Here is a 16,981-nt window from a genome sequence, read left to right as displayed (position 1 = left end):
TCATCTACAACGCTTCGACCAGCGTAGCCAATCCCTGTCCGCCCCCGATGCACAGCGAAACGATTCCGTATTTCTTTTTGCGGCGGCGCAGCTCGTACAGGAGCGTGCCTGCCAGACGAGCGCCGCTCATGCCGAGCGGGTGACCCAAGGCGATGGCACCGCCGTTCACATTGGTCTTCTCTGGGTCAAGCCCCAGCTCGCGCATGCAGGCGAGCGACTGGGAGGCAAAAGCTTCATTCAGTTCAAACAGGTCAATGTCTTCGACAGACAGCTTGACCTCGGCGAGCAGCTTGCGGATGGCTGCGACTGGTCCTATGCCCATAATGCGCGGGTCGACGCCAGCGCAAGCAAAATGCACGATGCGTCCCAAAGGCGCGGTGCCCGAACGCTTCAACATTTCCTCATTCATGAGCAAAAGAGCCGCCGCGCCATCGTTGATCCCGGAGGAGTTGCCTGCGGTCACGCTGCCGTTTTTGCGAAAAGCAGGGCGCAGCTTGGCAAGCGACTCCACACTGGAATCGCGGCGCGGGAACTCATCTGTATCAAACAGCGTTTCTTCGCCTTTTTTTCCTCGCAAAACTACCGGGATGATCTCTTCCTTGAACAAGCCGGCATCGATCGCCGCGATAGCACGTCTCTGGCTTTCGGCAGCAAACAAATCTTGATCCCCGCGGCTGATGCCGAACTTTTCGGCAACGTTTTCCGCCGTATCGCCCATGGTCAAATCTCCGTAGAGCGACACAGGCGCAGAGCGCGGGCCGCCGAACGATTCCATCAGCGTCTGTGCCCCGCGCTGGTACGGCTGCTCGAATTTCTCCATGATGTACGGCGAGCGCGTCAAATTTTCTACTCCGCCCGCAAGCATCGCCTGGCTGTGTCCGGTCTGGATGGACTGTGCAGCCAGATTGAGCGCTTCCAATCCGGAGGCGCAGACCCGATTCACTGTCAGTCCCGGCACGCTCTCCGGCAATCCTGCTTTCAACAGACCTACGCGCGCGATATTGATGAACGGCCCCGCGGAAATGACGTTCCCCATAATGACTCCGTCGATAGCATCGCTTGTTTGCCCTGCCTGCGCCAAGGCGCCATTCAGCACAAGCGCAGTCAAATCATCCATAGGCGTATGCTTCAGACTGCCCCCGAGCTTGCCGATCGGCGTGCGAACGGCGGCAGCTACGTATACGTCGTTTCTGTTCATCGTCATGCCTTCGCCTCCGCCTTGCTTTCGTATGCGTAAAAACCTTGCCCGCTGCGTACGCCGACTCGCCCCGCCAGCACGAGCTTGCGCAGCAGCGGAGCTGTACGGTAGCGCTCTTCCGCGAGGTCGCGCTGCAAGCCTCTGGAAATCGCATAAATCTCGTCCAATCCGATGCGATCCGCCCATTCCAGCGGACCATACGGATAGTTGGTGCCTTTTTTCATGGCAATATCGATATCGCGGGCAGTCGCCGCCTTTTCCATCAGCGTAAAAGCCGCTTCATTAATAATCAGGGAAAGAATGCGCGGGAAAACCAGCCCGACCTCGTCGTTGACGGCTTCCGTTTCTTTGCCAAGCGACTGGAAAAAAGCTTCCGCTGCTTGCAGCGTCTTTGCATCTGTTTGCAGCGCCGGAGCAAGCTCAATCAGCTCCCGCCCCACCAGCGGAACCAGCGTGCCGAACCCGCACACCCGCTCGGGATGCGCTGTCCAGGAAGCGACCTCTGTCGCCGTGATCGCAAGCGAAGTCGTGAGAATCGGCACATCAGGGGCAAGCAAGCTGTCCAACTGGCGAATCTCCTCAGCCTTTTGCTCTAAATCGAGATTGCTGACCTCCACTGCGAACGCCACCGCCGCAGAATTTGTAGCCGCTTGCGCCAGGGACAGCACTTGATATCCTTTTTCTGCAAAAAGTTGGTGCAGCTCTGCAAAAAGCGGGCTTGTGCCCGTCAGCACGACCGCCTTATTTGTCATAGTCATAGAAGCCTTCCCCCGTCTTTCTGCCCAAGCTGCCGGCCTGAACCATCCGCTGCTGAATCCGGCTGGGCTTAAATCGTCCTTCATGGAAGAAGTCGGTGTACACCGATTCCGTTGTGGCAAAATTGATGTCGATGCCGATCATGTCCTGCAACTCAAACGGACCCATTTTGAAGCCGCCTGCGCGTTTCATGATTCGGTCGATCTGCTCTACCTCTGCCACATGGTCGCCCAAAATGCGCAACGCCTCGTTATAGTACGGACGTGCGATGCGATTGACGATAAATCCGGGCGTGTCTGTCACCAGCACGGGCACCTTGCCCAGTTCTGTTGCGAAGCGATACGCCGCCTGCACGTTGTCTTCGCTCGATTTTTTGCCGCGGATTACTTCGACGAGCGGCATGACTGGCGCAGGATTGAAAAAATGAAACCCGAGAATGCGCTCGGGATGAGGAAGCCCTCCAGCAATTTGCGTAATGGAAATGGAGGAAGTATTGGTCAGCAAAAGCGCGTCCGGTCTGCAAATGCGGCTTAGCTCGCTGAAAATGCCCTTTTTCAAATCGAGCCGCTCCGGCACGGCTTCGATGACAATATCGCACGCCGCCAGTTGTTCCATCTCTGATACGAGCTTTGCCCTGTCCAGCATGTCCGCTTTTTCCTGCTCGCTGATTTTGCCTTTTTCCACATCTTTTCCCGTGATCGATTGCAAGTAGGTCAGCGCTTTGTCCAAAACCGCCTGATTGGCATCCAAAAGCACGACCTGATGTCCTTTGCGAATGCAGACGAGAGCGATCCCCGCTCCCATCGTGCCCGCACCGATAACGCCTACTGTTTTTGTATTCACTAGACTTGTGCCTCCCTTCGCCTAACGACCCGTAAAACGGGGAGCGCGTTTTTCCATGAAGGCCGCTACCCCTTCCTTGTGATCGGCTGTGCTGCCCGCAGCCTCTTGTGCGTAGGCTTCGTAGGCCAACGTCTCTTCCAGTCCCATTTCCAGCCCTTTGTACATCGCGCGCTTGATCAGCCCGATGGCTCTCGTCGGCAAGGCAGCCAGCTTGCGCGCATAGGCGAGGGCATCTTCCATAAAGCTCTCTGCCGGATACACCTGATTGACGAGTCCGATGCCGAGAGCCTCTTGTGCCGATACTTTTTCTCCGGTCATCGCCAGTTCCAGCGCCTTGCCGATTCCGACGATGCGCGGCAGGAAGTAGCAACCGCCCGAGTCTGGAACAAGTCCGATGCCCACGAACGCATTGACAAAAGATGCTTTTTCCGAAGCCAAGCGAATATCGCAAGCGAGCGCCACACTCATGCCCGCTCCTGCTGCCACGCCGTTAACTGCCGCAACAATCGGCTTCTCCGTTTTGTGCATCTGCAAAATCATCGGATTGTAACGCTCGCGTAAAAATCCGCCGAAATCCACGTCTCCGCCAGAAACTTCGCTCAGGTCCTGTCCGGCATTGAAAGCCCGGCCTGCGCCTGTGAGCAAAATGCAGCGAACAGCGTCATCCTTTTGCGCCTGTTTAAGCGCCGCAATGATTTCCTTGTGCATGACTTCTGTAAAAGCGTTGAATTTATCCGGTCGATTCAAGGTGACAATCGCTACGCCTTCTGACACTTCATACAGAATCGTTTCGTACATGGCCGCCTCCTAATTACCCGTAAACCGGGGTTTGCGCTTGTTCAGGAAAGCTTGCATTCCTTCCTTGCGATCCTCGCTGGCGAGCAGCAAATAAAAGCCGTTGCGTTCATAGTCCATGCCCTCGGCAAGCGGCAAATCCTCGGCTTTGTGCACTGCCTTTTTGATCACCTGTACAGCGAGCGGAGGCTGAACGGCAATTTGCTTTGCCAGCTTGAGCGCTTCCTGAAAATACGCCTCCACTGGCACGACGCGATTGACCAGCCCGTAGCGCAACGCTTCTTTGGCCGATATCGGTTCTCCCGTCAGCAGCATTTCCATTGCCTTGCGCATTCCCACCGCACGGGTCAGCCGCTGCGTTCCGCCCGCTCCCGGCATGACGCCAAGCTTGATTTCCGGCTGGCCGATGACGGCTGTCTCCGAAGCGATGACGATATCGCAGTTCATCATCAGTTCACAGCCGCCGCCCAGCACGAAGCCGCTAACAGCGCCGATGATCGGCTTGGAAATAAGCGACATGCGATCCCAGACGGCAAACTGGTCGCGCTTCATGATCTCGATTGCCGATGCCTCTGCCATTTCGTTGATGTCCGCTCCCGCTGCGAACGCTTTGTCATTGCCAGTGAGCACGATCACGCGAATGTCCGGGTCCCGATCCAGCCGTTCCAGCTCGGCGACCAGCTCATCAATCAACTGCAAATTCAGTGCGTTAAGAATCTTCGGTCGATTCAAGGTAATAATACCGATACCGTCTTCGCTGGCCGTTTTGATATATTCGTAAGCCATGCGCTGTTCACACCCTTTTTCGCAGGTAGTCGAGTCGTTAGGAAACTCGCCAGCTAGATCGCTGCCTGGGCTTTGCCCCGATTGTCCACAATGCGAATCGCCTTTCCTTCGCTGCGCGTCAAGGAATTTGGTTGTTGAATCCGCAGCACGACAGACACACCCAATGTATTTTTGATCATATGCCCGATCTCTTTTACAAGATGCGACAACGCAGCGCTTTCATTTCCGTTGATTTCACTGGCGTACTTCTCGGTCAGCTCGCAGTGCACCTCAAAGCGATCCAATGCACCATCGCGCTCGATCACTACCTGATAGTGCGGAGCCAACTGGTTGAAGGTCAGCAAAACAGACTCGATCTCGGTCGGGAACACATTGACGCCGCGAATGATGAGCATATCGTCTACACGGCCTTTGATGCGGGACATGCGCATGGTGGTGCGGCCACACTTACAGGGTTCCGGGTTGAGCGATGCGATATCTCCTGTGCGATAACGAATGACAGGGAATGCTTCTTTCGTCAGGGAAGTGAAGACAAGCTCACCTTCTTGTCCATGCGGCAGCACTTCACCTGTATTCGGGTCGATGATTTCTGCGTAGAAATGATCTTCCGCAATGTGCAAGCCATCCTGGGCCTCGTGGCATTCGATCGATACGCCCGGTCCCATGACCTCGCTCAATCCGTAAATGTCCACCGCCTTGATGTCGAGCGCTTCTTCGAGCTGAACGCGCATTTCCTCCGACCATGGCTCGGCCCCGAAAATGCCGTACTTCACGCTTGTCTCCCGCGGGTTTATGCCTTGCTTTTTCATTTCTTCGACGATGTTGAGCACGTAAGACGGAGTGGCTGCAATCCCGCGTGGCTGGAAGTCCTCAATTAGTGTAATTTGCCGGGAAGTATTGCCCCCGGATACAGGAACCGCTACCGCGCCCATGTGCTCGATTCCGTTATGCAGGCCAAGACCGCCCGTAAACAGGCCATAACCGTAAGCGTTGTGGAAAATATCCCCTGGCTGGCCGCCCGCACAGCAAATGGCGCGAGCGACGATTTCCGCCCAGTTTTCCAGGTCTTTCTTCGTGTAGCCTACAACAGTCGGCTTGCCTTTTGTGCCGGACGAACCGTGAATGCGCGCTACTTCCTTCATGTCCACAGCGAACAGCTTGAACGGATAATTTTCTCGCAGATCGGTTTTTTTCATGAACGGCAGCTTCTGAATGTCTTCGATGGACTGGATATCTTCCGGTTTTACGCCTGCTTCGTCAAAAGCTTTTTGATGAAAAGGCACTCGTTCGTAGACGCGCGCCACCGTTTCTTTCAAACGCTCCACTTGAAGCTTTGTCAGCTCTTCTCTTGACAACGTTTCCATTTCTGTATTAAAGATCATGCCGTTTCCCTCATTCCGTCACGTTATGTCTTTGTAGCTATCGCCTATTCTCCCTTGAATACAGGCTTTCTTTTTTCGCGGAAAGCTTCCAGCGCTTCCAGGCGGTCTTTCGTTGGGATAATGACTTCATAGCACATCGTTTCCACGTCCAGCCCTGTTTGCAAATCGACGCTGCTTCCGCGGTCGATGGCCGCCTTTGCCTGATAGACGGCGAGCGGTGCGTTGCCGAGAATCTCTTGGGCCAGCCCCATTGCCAGCTCCAGCAATTGTTCCCCGTCTTGCGCAACTCCATTCAATATCCCCAAGCGGCAAGCTTCGTTCGCCTGAATGCGCCGGGCTGTCAAAATCAGTTCCTTCGCCTTCGCCGGACTGATCAAACGCGACAGACGCTGCGTTCCGCCCGCTCCGGGAATGATGCCCAGACTGACCTCGGTCAGCCCCATTTTCGCTTCCTCCACGGCGTAGCGGAAATCACAAGCGAGCGCTAGTTCAAATCCACCACCGAAAGCGAAGCCGTTGATCAACGCGATCGTCGGCTGCGGCAATCGTTCCAGCGCAGTGAACACATCGCGAATTTTGCGGACGTTTCTGCGGACTTGCTGTTCGTTCAGCGTGCGCCGCTCTTTCAAATCAGCTCCTGCGCAAAACGCCCGGCCTTCGCCTTTTATCAGCAGCACCCGAATGTCTTTTGAATCAAGCCGCACTTGTTCAATCAGATCACCCAGCCGCTCCAATGTAGCGTAGTTCAGTGCATTCAGCTCATCCGGACGGTTGAGCGTGATGATCGCCACATGGCCGTCTCGTTCAAAGCGAACCGTTTCTTCCACTTCTATCCCCTCCTCGTGCAACCATTCTCTTTAGCTTCGATTGGGATTGACCCGCGCATACGTTCCCGTGGCAAAAGCAACGAGCTTGCCGTCACAGGTGACGCGCGCCTCCATAATGATCAGGCTCTTGCCCTGCTTCAAAACGCGAGACTCAGCTTCCAGCCTCTCCCCGCGGGCAGGGTACAAATATTGAATTTTGCTCTCTACCGTAACGCATTGCTGCACGCCGTCTACATGTGGCGCAGCTCCATGTCCCATCGCTACGTCAGCCAACGTCGCCGTCACGCCACCATGTACGACCCCATCTATGCTGTTGAACAGTTCAGGGCGAATTTTCAGTGCTACCTTGCAGCCCTGCTCATCTCGGTGTACGACTTCTATGCCCAGGTAGTGATTGAATCGATTGCGGATTTCCACTGTCATCCTCTCGCCCCCGTGTCTGGTATCCTCGTGAAACAGGGAAAGGAGCCTGTGCACGCGGCATTCGGCTTCCTTTCTCCGTTTTGTGTGTGCATTTGGTTATTCCTTGTCGTCCAGCGAAATGAAGTATTCATTTTTCCGATAAGCCAGTGCGTCCAATGTCGCTACCAGGCCGTGCTCGGATTCTACGCGGATGCGGTACCAGGCTGTCCGGTTGTTCTTCTTCTCTTCCGTAGCCGTTGCCACAAGCCGGTTTCCTTTCATTGCTGCGGCCAAAAATCCGATGTTCATCGAGAGCGCAACAGATGTTTTTCCGTAGGAGTTACAGGCTGCGGCAAAAACAAAATCAGCCAGGGAGAAAATGATGGCGCCGTGCGCTGTACCGTGCGCATTCAACATATGATCGGCCACCGTCACCTCTGCTGTCGCAGTCCCCTCGCCAAGCTCGATCAGCTTGACTCCCAAAAACTGGGCGAACTGGTCTTGTTTCAGCTTTTCGCAAATCTCGTCGTAATGTTTATGATGCAGCTCGCGCTCGTCAACAAACGATTTTGTTCCCATACGTTAAACCACTTCGGCAAAATGCATGGACACTACTTGGCCTGCAAAACCGCGCAAGTCTTTTCCTGCTGCACGCCCCTCTGGAGATGACAACGCTTCCAACAAGGCTTCCTTCGTTTCAAAGTACATTTCTGCGAGCAGATGCAGATCGGATTCGCCCATCGGCGTGCCGTATACTTTGCTTACCTCCATCTTGATCAAGCCAGGCATTTTCTCAGCGAGTGCAGCGTGCACTTCAAAATAGTGCTTGTCAAAAGCCTCGATATCTTCCGGCTTGCGATAAATTGCCACCAATTTCACCATTGCGATCCCTGCTTTCATTCATTTATTTTCACAAAATATGTGACGACTTAATAATATAACGTTATTTTAACGCATGTTGATATTTTTATTATATAAAGCCTTGTAGATAGGTGCAAGTATTTTTCAAAAAGCGAGAAAACTCTGTCTGCTCCCTCCCTTCCCGAAAAGCCGCTCCTATCCCATGCTTATCTCAATTCCCGCTCGATAGTACAAAAAAATGGCTGCCAGAAATGACTTCTGACAGCCCGAAAAAAAGAGGACAGACTTTTGGTCTGCCCTCTTGCCCTTGCCAAGCGTTCTAGATCCACACCCAGTAAACGAAGACGATTACTGCAAGCAGGATCACGAACAGCCCGGCGAAAATGCTGATCCGTGCGAACTCGTGGCCTTTTTGATCCATGTGCATCCAAACAAACAGTTGGAAGAACGCCTGGATGAAAGCCAAGACGACGATGAACGGTACGGTAAAACCTACCGGAATCACTTCATACGCAACAGCAATAAATGCAAGTGCGGTCAATACGAGAGATCCGATGAAAGCTACAACGTGTCTTTTTGGACCGTCGTGTTTTACTTTCGGCTTGCGTACCTCTTCATTATGAGCGTGTGCTCCCATAGATTATCCCACCTTTCCACCGATCATACCCATGAGATATACCACGGTAAAGATGAATACCCATACTACGTCGATAAAGTGCCAGTACAAGCAGGCCAGGTAGAACTTAGGAGCCGTTACTACCGTCAAGCCTTTCTTCACTGCCGACAACTGCAACAAAGTGATCCAGAGAATCCCGAACGCTACGTGACCCCCGTGGAAGCCAACCAATGTGTAGAACGCAGAGCCGAATGCACTTGTCGAGATTTTATGTCCTTCATGCACATAATGCACAAACTCATAAATCTCCAGGGCAAGGAATCCGAGACCGAGCAATACAGTGATGGTCAGCCAAACTTGAATCATTTTCAAGTTTTTCTTGTGCAGAGCGAGTGTAGCCATAACACTTGTCATCGAACTGGTAAGCAAAAGAAGTGTTGCAGCTGCAACCAGCGGCATGTCAAACAGTTGCTGGGACGTCGGTCCGCCGTTTGCTTGATCACGCAGCGCGATAAAAGTTGCGAACAACGAACCGAAAAGAACAGTCTCTCCACCAAGGAAGAGCCAGAAGCCAAGAATCTTGTTCTTGCCTTCAAGGGTGGCTTTTTCCGGTTCATCAGGTAAAACTGCATTTGCGTGATGTGTAGCCATTAAGCCTTAACCCCTTTCTCTTCGATTTCATCCTCATGAATATGATAACCAGGATCGTCTTTTACAGAACGTGCGAACATGCATCCGAAAGTCAAAATCAAGCCGATCGCTACTACAACGTAGTTGTGGTACATGAAGCCATAGCCTGCAATGAACAGACCGACGGACATCAGGAACGGCAGGAACGATGGCGATGGCATGTGGATGTCACCGAGCGGTTCAGCAGGTGTCATGCCTTTGTTGCCAGCCATTTTCTCGATCCAGAATGCATCCAGACCACGAACCAGAGGTGTTTGGGCAAAGTTGTACTCAGGCGGCGGCGACGGAATTGTCCACTCCAGCGAGCGTCCATCCCACGGGTCCGCAGGTGCGCGTTTGCCTTTTGCTGCAACGACAACGTTGATGAGGAACAGGATTGTACCGATCGTCATACCGAATACACCGATGGTACTGATAAAGTTCCCTACATCCAGGTCCTGACCTTTCAGGTATGTGAAGACGCGGCGCGGCATCCCCATCAGACCAAGGAAGTGTTGCGGGAAGAAGGTAAGATGGAAACCGATAAAGAACGTCCAGAAGTTCCATTTACCGATTGTTTCATTCAGCATTTTACCGAACATTTTCGGCCACCAGTAGTAAAGACCGGCGAACAGACCGAAGACGAGACCCCCTACGATAACGTAGTGGAAGTGAGCTACTACGAAGTAGCTGTCATGGTATTGGTAGTCAGCTGGCGGAACCGCGAGCATAACCCCTGTCATACCACCGATCGTAAATGTCGGAATGAAGCCTACTGCAAACAAGTTTGCGGTAGGGAAGCGAATTTGTCCGCCCCACATGGTCAATAGCCAGTTAAAGATTTTAATACCCGTAGGTACCGCAATCAGCATCGTAGCCAGACCGAACAGCGTGTTGGCAATGGCGCCCAAACCAGTTGTGAACATGTGGTGAGCCCACACCATGAAACCGAGGAAGCCGATCAGCGCAGTTGCGAATACCATGGAGCTGTAACCGAACAGGCGCTTTCTTGCAAAGGTGGAGATAATTTCAGAAATAACACCGAATGCCGGGAGAATCAGGATGTATACTTCGGGGTGACCGAAGATCCAGAACAAGTGCTCCCAAATGACAACGTTACCACCCGCATCCGGGTTGAAGAAGTTACCGCCAAACAAACGGTCGAACATCAAGAGAACCAGACCTACTGTAATCGCCGGGAAAGCGAACAGAATCAGACCGGATGTAATAAAAGACGCCCAGGTGAACATTGGCATGCGCATGAATGTCATCCCTGGAGCACGCATGTTGATGATGGTAACAAGGAAGTTGATACCACCGATCAGCGTACCGAGACCGGCAATTTGCAAACCGAGAACGTAGAAGTCTACTCCGCGGCCGCTATATTGGTTCAAAGCCAAAGTGGTATAAGATGTCCATCCGGCATCTGGTGCTCCGCCAAGGAACCAGCTGGTGTTCAGGAGCACTCCTCCGAAGAAGAACAACCAGAAACCGAGAGCGTTAACAAAAGGGAACGCTACGTCGCGCGCTCCGATTTGAAGCGGAACGACTGCGTTCATCAGCGCGAAAATGACTGGCATGACCGCCAAGAAAATCATCGTCGTGCCGTGCATGGTAATCAATTCGTTAAACGTCTTGGCACCAACTACAGAAGCTTCTGGATACATCAACTGCAAACGGATCAACAGGGCCTCATAACCACCGGCGAGAAAGAAAATACCACCGGCAATCAAGTACAGGATCGCGATCTTCTTGTGATCCACTGTCGTGAGCCAGTCCCACAGCCCTGAACGTTTTGGTGCGGGTGCGTGAGAAGCATGTGCAGACACAGGTTTACCTCCTTTTTAAGCGTCACTGCCTATGACGAAATGTCATTTCATTACGGTAGTTACTTCACGCTGAGTGTAGACATGTACTCTACAAGCGCTTTCACTTGTGCATCGTCGAGGTTGAGGTTAGGCATGTTGTTGCCCGGTTTTACCTTTTGCGGATCTTTGAGCCACTCTGCCAGATTTTCAGGCGTGTGGGCAAGAATACCTGCTACGCGTTCGCGATCTGCGAAGTTGGTCAGGTTTGGACCCAGTTTTCCGCCTTTTCCAGCGATGGCGTGACAGCCGAGACAGCTTTTGTTGAAGATTTCTTGACCTTGTGCAGCACTTGGAGCTGTAGCGGCTACCGGCTCTTTGGACTGAACGCCCTTCATGCCGTTTGCCCAGCTGTCAAATGCAGTCTGGTCCATTACTTCTACCTTGAAGTCCATCAAGGCATGGGACGCTCCACAGAGCTCCGCGCATTTTCCGTAGAAAATACCTGTTTTGTCTGCTTGCAGCCAAATCTTGTTTTCTTGTCCCGGGTTGGTATCGATTTTACCGCCCAGAGCAGGAATCCAGAATGCGTGCATAACGTCAGCAGAGGTCACTTGGAACTGAACCTTTTTGCCAACTGGCAGAACCAGGTCTTGTGCGGTTGCTACTCCCAGATCCGGATACTCGAACTCCCACCAGAACTGGTGAGCGGTTACCTTCACTTGAAGCGCTTCCTCTTTTGGAAATTCCTTGTGCAGGGCGAAACCGGTTGTAACGGTTGGAATCGCCATCACAATCAGGAGCAGGAAAGGAATTACTGTCCAAAGAATCTCAAGTGCATGATTGCCTTCGACCTGCTTTGGAACGCCTTGCTGCCCTGGACGCTTACGGTATCGGATAAGGACGTACGTAAAGATCAGCATAACGACAATGAAGACGCCGATCATGATAGCGGAGGACAGCTTCATCAGGTCATACTGCATCGAAGCAACCGGGCCGGAAGGCTTGAGCGCTGAGAGCTCATCTTTGCCACACCCGGTTAACACCAGCGCCAGCAGACCAAACAGAGAAAGCTGACGCCAAAACTGTTGCCAACCCTTCATACCAATGAACCCCTCTTTCTTCGTGTTGGTAACGTTCTAGCCACGCATACAAACTAGAAGCTTTTTGCTCTTTCAATTTTGCACAAGGATGGCTATCTATTCCTTCCCCAACTATCATACCCAATCAGGAAAAGTATTAGCAGTCATCCCAAAAACAAACAGAAGGAGCAAAAGGGCCGAGATTGCAGACTCCTGCCAATGCGTGGTAACCATTTAAGTATACATAAATTTTCCTTAATCTAAAGGCTATTTGTTATCATTTTGTTAACAAATTTATGAACAAATTTGTGAACTTTTAAGATAAATGTAACCAGTTTAGGCAACTTAAAGGAGAAATATATGAAAAAAAGACCAATTGCACTAATCACTGGCTCCTCCAGCGGCTTCGGCATGCACGCTTCTGTGGCATTAGTCAAGGCTGGATTTTACGTAATTGCTTCCATGCGCGACCCGCAAAAAAGAGGCCCACTTGACAAACTCGCAAACTTGCATATAGCAACCGAACATATGGAAGTGATTTCCTTGGATGTCACCAGCCCTCCCCAGATCGAACAGGCGATCGCCGACATCGCGGATCGCCACGGGCGAATCGACCTGTTGCTCAACAATGCCGGATGCGCATACGGAGGCTTCAGCGAATCGTTGCGCCTGGAGCTGGATCGAACGGATCGCAACCAAAAAGCTGGCTCCTTCGAAAAACGATTGACGCGCGCGCAGAAAAAAAGACAGCCCCGTCTTTTCGCAGATGGACGGGGCTGTCCCGGCAACAATGGCACCTCTATGTGTTTTCCGAGCGGATCGCACGAAGCAGCCATGTATGCTGCAAGTATTCGGCCACACCGTAAAAGATGGCGACAAATCCCGCTCCCATTGCCGAGATTTGGGCATCAGGCAAAAAGACGATGCTGCCGTATACAATCAGAAAACCGATGATAAAATCAATGGCGGTTGTAAGCCACAGACTGCCTGGAGCCAGAATGGCCCTGTCCAGAAAAAATCCGGCAAGAGCAAGGACAAAGCCGACACCGACAGACTGGTACAGGTTCGCAAAATTCACCTCGGGAAAGAGGGCATCAGCCAAAACAACCAAGATCGGGCTTACCAGAAGCTTCATCAAAAGACCGTCCACGTGTGTTTCCACTCCTTTGCTGAGGTCTTCTCAGTATGCCCCGCTTTCCAGCGGCAATCCTCGCGGCAACAAGCCTCCGTCCTCAATGCAGCCACTGCTTGATCCAGTCATCCATCGGCTTGTAGATGATTTCCATCGCATAGACAGGGTTGGGCACAAGACCAAATTGTGTAGCGGCATACATCCCGACACTGATCACGAGCATGACGATAAACACAATCGTTTCTTTTCGCTGTTTCTTGCGGATCAGCCTGGGCAGCTCGTACAGACTGACGACGATGGAGATGAAGACTACCGTCAATACCGACATGACTCCCCCTCCTGATCACTCATTTTTCCTTGAAAGCGTTGTTGATCGTTCCCAGTCGCCTGATTTTCACTTCTGCCTTGATGTGAACCGGGAGCTTGGCAAATTCCTTGTTCCAGTTTTTTTCGAGTTGTTTCCACACCTTCGGATACTGGCGGTGGATGACATCTCCGAATCCGAAAATGTCCACTTCATGCTGCTTCGCATAAGTGACCGCCCGCATTCCTGTAGCAACCATGCCTTTTTCGGCTTCTTTTTGGATTTCTTCGATCGTCTCCATTTTGGTCAGGTCGATTTTGCACTGCACTTCGCCGATGTCATTTTCCAGGTGAATATCGACCATGATTTCCGGCTTGCCATTTTTCAGGATGGCTTTCACCTTGGAGTTCGACTTCATAATTTCCATCGTCAGGCGCCCTCCCCCTTTGCACGGAAGGCTAGCCGTACTTTTGACATTTCCGGTTATGTAGTTGTACGCCTTGCTGTCCTTCTCGTTGAGCCAGCCAATCAGCTTGTCTCCCCGAAAGGCAGCGAGTGTCGTGTACTGCAAAAGCACGTTGGAATCAATCTGCTCCACATTTTCGCGCTGATCCCCTTCCTCCGGCGAGCCTGTCAGCTTTATGCCCGTCAGTACCGCCTGTTTGCCCTTATTCGTCAAGTCCGCAATCAGTTGATCAAGGGTAATCGCGGCGGTTGGCGCCCACGCTTTGGACGACGTCTCCAAGGAAGCGAACAGCTCATTGGCGGGAATCTGCTCCAACGGCGTAATGACCTTCAAGATGTTGTGAGCTGTCGTACCGCGAGCCACAGCAATGTAAAAATCCGTCCGAAACTCGTGATCGCGCGAAACAAAATCAAGCACAGGCGCAATTCCTTCCCGTGCCAGTTCCTCCCCCAAAATCAGCATCCTCGTGTGCGACATATAAATTTTCCGCGGCGATATCGTCGTCATTTTGCGGAGAGCTTCAAATACAGTGGCACCGCTCATCGTAAACAGCGTAACAGGAGCCCTCCCCGGTTTGCCTTTGTTGGCTGCCACCTCAGCCGGGTCCACGACCTGGACAGACACGCTATACCCGGTCTTTACCTTGTCAATTCCGATGCCGACGCAAATCGCCAGATCGTTCAGCTCCTTGCGATTCCAGCAACCGCCCAGCAGGAAGACAAGTGTCAAGCAGAGAAGCACTTTGATGACTTTCATAGAAGTTCACTCCTTGCCTTTTTACCTTAATGCTCTGGCGGCTTCGGCTTCAAATTCGGAGATTGACGGCGCATGTTTCGTTTGGTGATCGACTCTGGGCGTTTGTCCATCATCCAGCGCGGCGCGCGCAAGATCGCATCACGCTGTTCTTTGAAGGAAAACGGGGCGAATGTACTCATGTAGGGTACGCCAAACGAACGCAGGCTGCACAAATGCAGAACCAGCCCAAGCACTCCGACGATAATCCCGTAAATCCCAAAGGAAGCTGCCAAAATCATCAACGGAAACCGGAGAATCCGCACGGGAATCGACATGTTGATCGCGGGAAAAATAAAGCTGGAGATCGCCGTAATCGACACGACGATAACCATCGCTGCCGAGACGATTCCCGCCTCTACCGCCGCCTGTCCGATGACCAGCGTTCCGACAACGGAGATCGCTTGACCGACCGCACGCGGCATGCGGATGCCCGCCTCTCGCAAAATTTCGAACGCGATCTCCATCAACAGCGCCTCTACCAGCGCGGGAAAAGGCACGCCCTCACGCTGCGCGGCCAAGCTGATCAAAAGCTGTGTCGGCAACATCTCCTGATGGAAGGTCGTGATCGCAATATAGAGCGACGGCGCGAGCAAGGCGATAAAAAAGCTGACAAAGCGCAGCATCCGAATCAACGTACTGAAATCAGCCCGCTGGTAGTAGTCTTCAGCCGAATGAAAAAACTCGACAAACAAAGAAGGGACAGTCAAAACGAACGGAGTCCCATCGACTATGATGGCAACTCTCCCCTCCAGCAAATTCGCCGCAACCACATCGGGACGCTCGGAATTGGAAATCGTGGGAAAAGGAGTGTACGCCGCATCCTGTATCAGTTCCTCGATCATCCCGCTCTCCATCAGGCCGTCCACATCAATCCGATCCAGCCTGTTGCGAACCTCCTCGATTACGCCTTCCTCGACCAGACCTTTGATGTACACGACGGCGATCTCGGTCTTCGTCACTTCCCCGATTCGCCTAGTTTCCACCCACATCTTTTCGCTGGCGATCCTTCTGCGCAAAAGAGTGATATTCGTCCGCAGACTTTCCGTAAAGCCTTCCCTCGGCCCGCGAATGACCGTTTGCGCTGTAGGCTCGGTCACTCCCCTGTCTTTCCACTCCTGCAAGCCGATGGCCATTGCTTTTTCATAGCCGTCTATGAGGATGATGACACAGCCGGAAAGCATGGCTGTAAACAGCTCGGGAAAATTGTTGACGTCTCCGATATCTCCAACGGTCAGAACCGCATCCTTTAAAAAAGGGACGAGATCTTCCTCTCGTTCCAGCTCTATTTCTTTGAACCGGGTCTTGTAGAGCAGACTGTTAATCAAAACGCCCTGTACCATGTGCGAGTCGACCATCCCATCCGTGTAGAGGATCGCAGCACGTACAGGCTCCCGGCTATCCAGCACCAGTTCGCGAATTACAATATCATTGCTGTACCCAAGCGACTCTTTCACAAAATGAACATTCTCATCCAGGCGAGGGCCAATCTGAGCCATCTCATTGCTCCTTACATTGGCAATTATTTATCCAGTTTTTCCACCCGAGTCTGTTACTAAACGAAAACATCAAAAAGAAAAGGCGCCCTCCCCCGTTCAATCGGGAAGAGACGCCTTTTCAGCTGGTTTATCCGGCAGCGGGCTTGTTCGGCTCGTCAAAAGACGGATCGTACCATTCTACCTTGTGGTTTTTCTGGATGTCATTCAGCCAGTTGTTGTAGTTCTCGCTGCGGTTTTTATCGGCCAAAACAGATTTGATCTGATCCCGCACCTTTTCAAATTCCGGCGCTGGCGATCCCATCTGCTGTTTGTTTTCATCGTAATATTGTTTCACTTGCTCATCTGTGACCGGGAATGCCTTGTCGAGCAGCTTGTCGCGGGTCATCAGGACAGACATCTTTTCACGAAGCTTCTTTTCGTCTAGCCCCATTCCCTGAAGATAGCTTTGAAAAGCTTCCTCGGAGCCGACTTGCTGTTTCATCGAGGCGATTTCCTTGTCCATTTCCTCTTTGGTGACCTGGATCTTCTGTGCCTTGGCTTCCTGCGAAATCAAAGATTGAGCGACCATCTCATGTATCATTTGCTTGCCGTACGTGCTTTTCATTTCATCGTACAGCTGGTATTGCGTAATCGAGGTATCACCGGCCTTTACCAGAACCGGATCTTTCTTCGCTTCTCCTGCCTGATAGACACCGAGTACAGCCAGTCCGGTCAGTAAAATGGCAACTGAGAGTATGGAAACATCAAACTTCTTCACGTGGATATC

The 16,981-nt window shown here is 52.3% G+C and carries 19 protein-coding genes and 1 pseudogene; 1 reads left to right on the top strand and 19 read right to left on the bottom strand.

Annotated elements, in window-relative coordinates; all coding sequences use genetic code 11:
• Positions 1-4: 4 nt before the first annotated feature.
• From IRJ17_RS08720 to coxB, 14 genes are all read right to left on the bottom strand, one after another.
• On the bottom strand, positions 5-1,204 hold the full coding sequence (locus IRJ17_RS08720) for a thiolase family protein (protein WP_242774323.1): 1,200 nt from the start codon (positions 1,202-1,204) through the stop codon (positions 5-7).
• Positions 1,201-1,956, bottom strand: coding sequence for a 3-hydroxyacyl-CoA dehydrogenase family protein (locus IRJ17_RS08715; protein WP_242774320.1), 756 nt, complete (start codon positions 1,954-1,956; stop codon positions 1,201-1,203). The genes IRJ17_RS08720 and IRJ17_RS08715 overlap by 4 nt, the downstream gene beginning before the upstream one ends.
• On the bottom strand, positions 1,940-2,797 hold the full coding sequence (locus tag IRJ17_RS08710; protein WP_122964317.1) for a 3-hydroxyacyl-CoA dehydrogenase family protein: 858 nt from the start codon (positions 2,795-2,797) through the stop codon (positions 1,940-1,942). Before IRJ17_RS08710 ends, IRJ17_RS08715 begins: the two co-directional genes overlap by 17 nt.
• A 21-nt stretch (positions 2,798-2,818) precedes the next feature.
• On the bottom strand, positions 2,819-3,595 hold the full coding sequence (locus IRJ17_RS08705; RefSeq protein WP_122964316.1) for an enoyl-CoA hydratase-related protein: 777 nt from the start codon (positions 3,593-3,595) through the stop codon (positions 2,819-2,821).
• A gap of 9 nt (positions 3,596-3,604) precedes the next feature.
• Positions 3,605-4,378, bottom strand: a complete 774-nt coding sequence (locus IRJ17_RS08700) for an enoyl-CoA hydratase-related protein (RefSeq protein WP_122964315.1) — start codon at positions 4,376-4,378, stop codon at positions 3,605-3,607.
• Positions 4,379-4,431: 53 nt separating this feature from the next.
• Positions 4,432-5,760, bottom strand: coding sequence for a phenylacetate--CoA ligase PaaK (gene paaK, locus IRJ17_RS08695; protein WP_122964314.1), 1,329 nt, complete (start codon positions 5,758-5,760; stop codon positions 4,432-4,434).
• Between the two features lie 44 nt (positions 5,761-5,804).
• A complete protein-coding gene (locus IRJ17_RS08690) occupies positions 5,805-6,587 on the bottom strand; it encodes an enoyl-CoA hydratase-related protein (protein ID WP_063230841.1) in 783 nt (260 codons plus the stop codon).
• A 30-nt stretch (positions 6,588-6,617) separates the two neighbouring features.
• Positions 6,618-7,010 carry a PaaI family thioesterase gene (locus IRJ17_RS08685; RefSeq protein ID WP_063230840.1) on the bottom strand — a complete coding sequence of 131 codons (393 nt, stop codon included), beginning with the start codon at positions 7,008-7,010 and terminating at the stop codon, positions 6,618-6,620.
• A gap of 96 nt (positions 7,011-7,106) precedes the next feature.
• Complete coding sequence (locus IRJ17_RS08680; RefSeq protein ID WP_063230839.1) at positions 7,107-7,568, bottom strand: hotdog fold thioesterase; 462 nt, start codon at positions 7,566-7,568, stop codon at positions 7,107-7,109.
• A 3-nt stretch (positions 7,569-7,571) separates the two neighbouring features.
• A complete protein-coding gene (locus tag IRJ17_RS08675; protein WP_122964313.1) occupies positions 7,572-7,871 on the bottom strand; it encodes an EthD family reductase in 300 nt (99 codons plus the stop codon).
• A 298-nt stretch (positions 7,872-8,169) separates the two neighbouring features.
• Complete coding sequence (locus IRJ17_RS08670; RefSeq protein ID WP_122964312.1) at positions 8,170-8,487, bottom strand: cytochrome C oxidase subunit IV family protein; 318 nt, start codon at positions 8,485-8,487, stop codon at positions 8,170-8,172.
• Positions 8,488-8,490: 3 nt separating this feature from the next.
• Complete coding sequence (locus IRJ17_RS08665) at positions 8,491-9,117, bottom strand: cytochrome (ubi)quinol oxidase subunit III (RefSeq protein ID WP_122964311.1); 627 nt, start codon at positions 9,115-9,117, stop codon at positions 8,491-8,493.
• On the bottom strand, positions 9,117-10,964 hold the full coding sequence (gene ctaD / locus IRJ17_RS08660) for a cytochrome c oxidase subunit I (protein ID WP_122964310.1): 1,848 nt from the start codon (positions 10,962-10,964) through the stop codon (positions 9,117-9,119). The genes IRJ17_RS08665 and ctaD overlap by 1 nt, the downstream gene beginning before the upstream one ends.
• Positions 10,965-11,023: 59 nt before the next feature.
• Positions 11,024-12,043 (bottom strand): cytochrome c oxidase subunit II, encoded by a 1,020-nt coding sequence (gene coxB / locus IRJ17_RS08655; protein ID WP_122964309.1) that lies wholly within the window; start codon positions 12,041-12,043, stop codon positions 11,024-11,026.
• 339 nt (positions 12,044-12,382) lie between these two features.
• Between coxB and IRJ17_RS08650 the strand changes: the two are divergent.
• Positions 12,383-12,622: pseudogene (locus tag IRJ17_RS08650) on the top strand (SDR family NAD(P)-dependent oxidoreductase); the annotation flags it as partial.
• A 199-nt stretch (positions 12,623-12,821) separates the two neighbouring features.
• Here the strand turns inward: IRJ17_RS08650 and IRJ17_RS08645 are convergent.
• The 5 genes from IRJ17_RS08645 to IRJ17_RS08625 form a co-directional block, all read right to left on the bottom strand.
• A complete protein-coding gene (locus IRJ17_RS08645; protein WP_063230832.1) occupies positions 12,822-13,172 on the bottom strand; it encodes a DUF2512 family protein in 351 nt (116 codons plus the stop codon).
• An 82-nt stretch (positions 13,173-13,254) separates the two neighbouring features.
• On the bottom strand, positions 13,255-13,482 hold the full coding sequence (locus IRJ17_RS08640) for a hypothetical protein (protein ID WP_122964308.1): 228 nt from the start codon (positions 13,480-13,482) through the stop codon (positions 13,255-13,257).
• A 19-nt stretch (positions 13,483-13,501) separates the two neighbouring features.
• Positions 13,502-14,680 carry a Ger(x)C family spore germination protein gene (locus tag IRJ17_RS08635; protein ID WP_242774316.1) on the bottom strand — a complete coding sequence of 393 codons (1,179 nt, stop codon included), beginning with the start codon at positions 14,678-14,680 and terminating at the stop codon, positions 13,502-13,504.
• A 26-nt stretch (positions 14,681-14,706) separates the two neighbouring features.
• Positions 14,707-16,215 (bottom strand): spore germination protein, encoded by a 1,509-nt coding sequence (locus tag IRJ17_RS08630; protein ID WP_122964306.1) that lies wholly within the window; start codon positions 16,213-16,215, stop codon positions 14,707-14,709.
• Positions 16,216-16,342: 127 nt separating this feature from the next.
• Positions 16,343-16,972 (bottom strand): SurA N-terminal domain-containing protein, encoded by a 630-nt coding sequence (locus IRJ17_RS08625; protein ID WP_122964305.1) that lies wholly within the window; start codon positions 16,970-16,972, stop codon positions 16,343-16,345.
• Between the last annotated feature and the right edge of the window lie 9 nt (positions 16,973-16,981).

This window comes from Brevibacillus parabrevis (assembly GCF_022701015.1).
GTDB lineage: Bacteria > Bacillota > Bacilli > Brevibacillales > Brevibacillaceae > Brevibacillus > Brevibacillus parabrevis.
The sequence above is the reverse complement of the archived record's forward strand: the minus strand, read 5'-3'. Positions and strand labels throughout refer to the sequence as shown.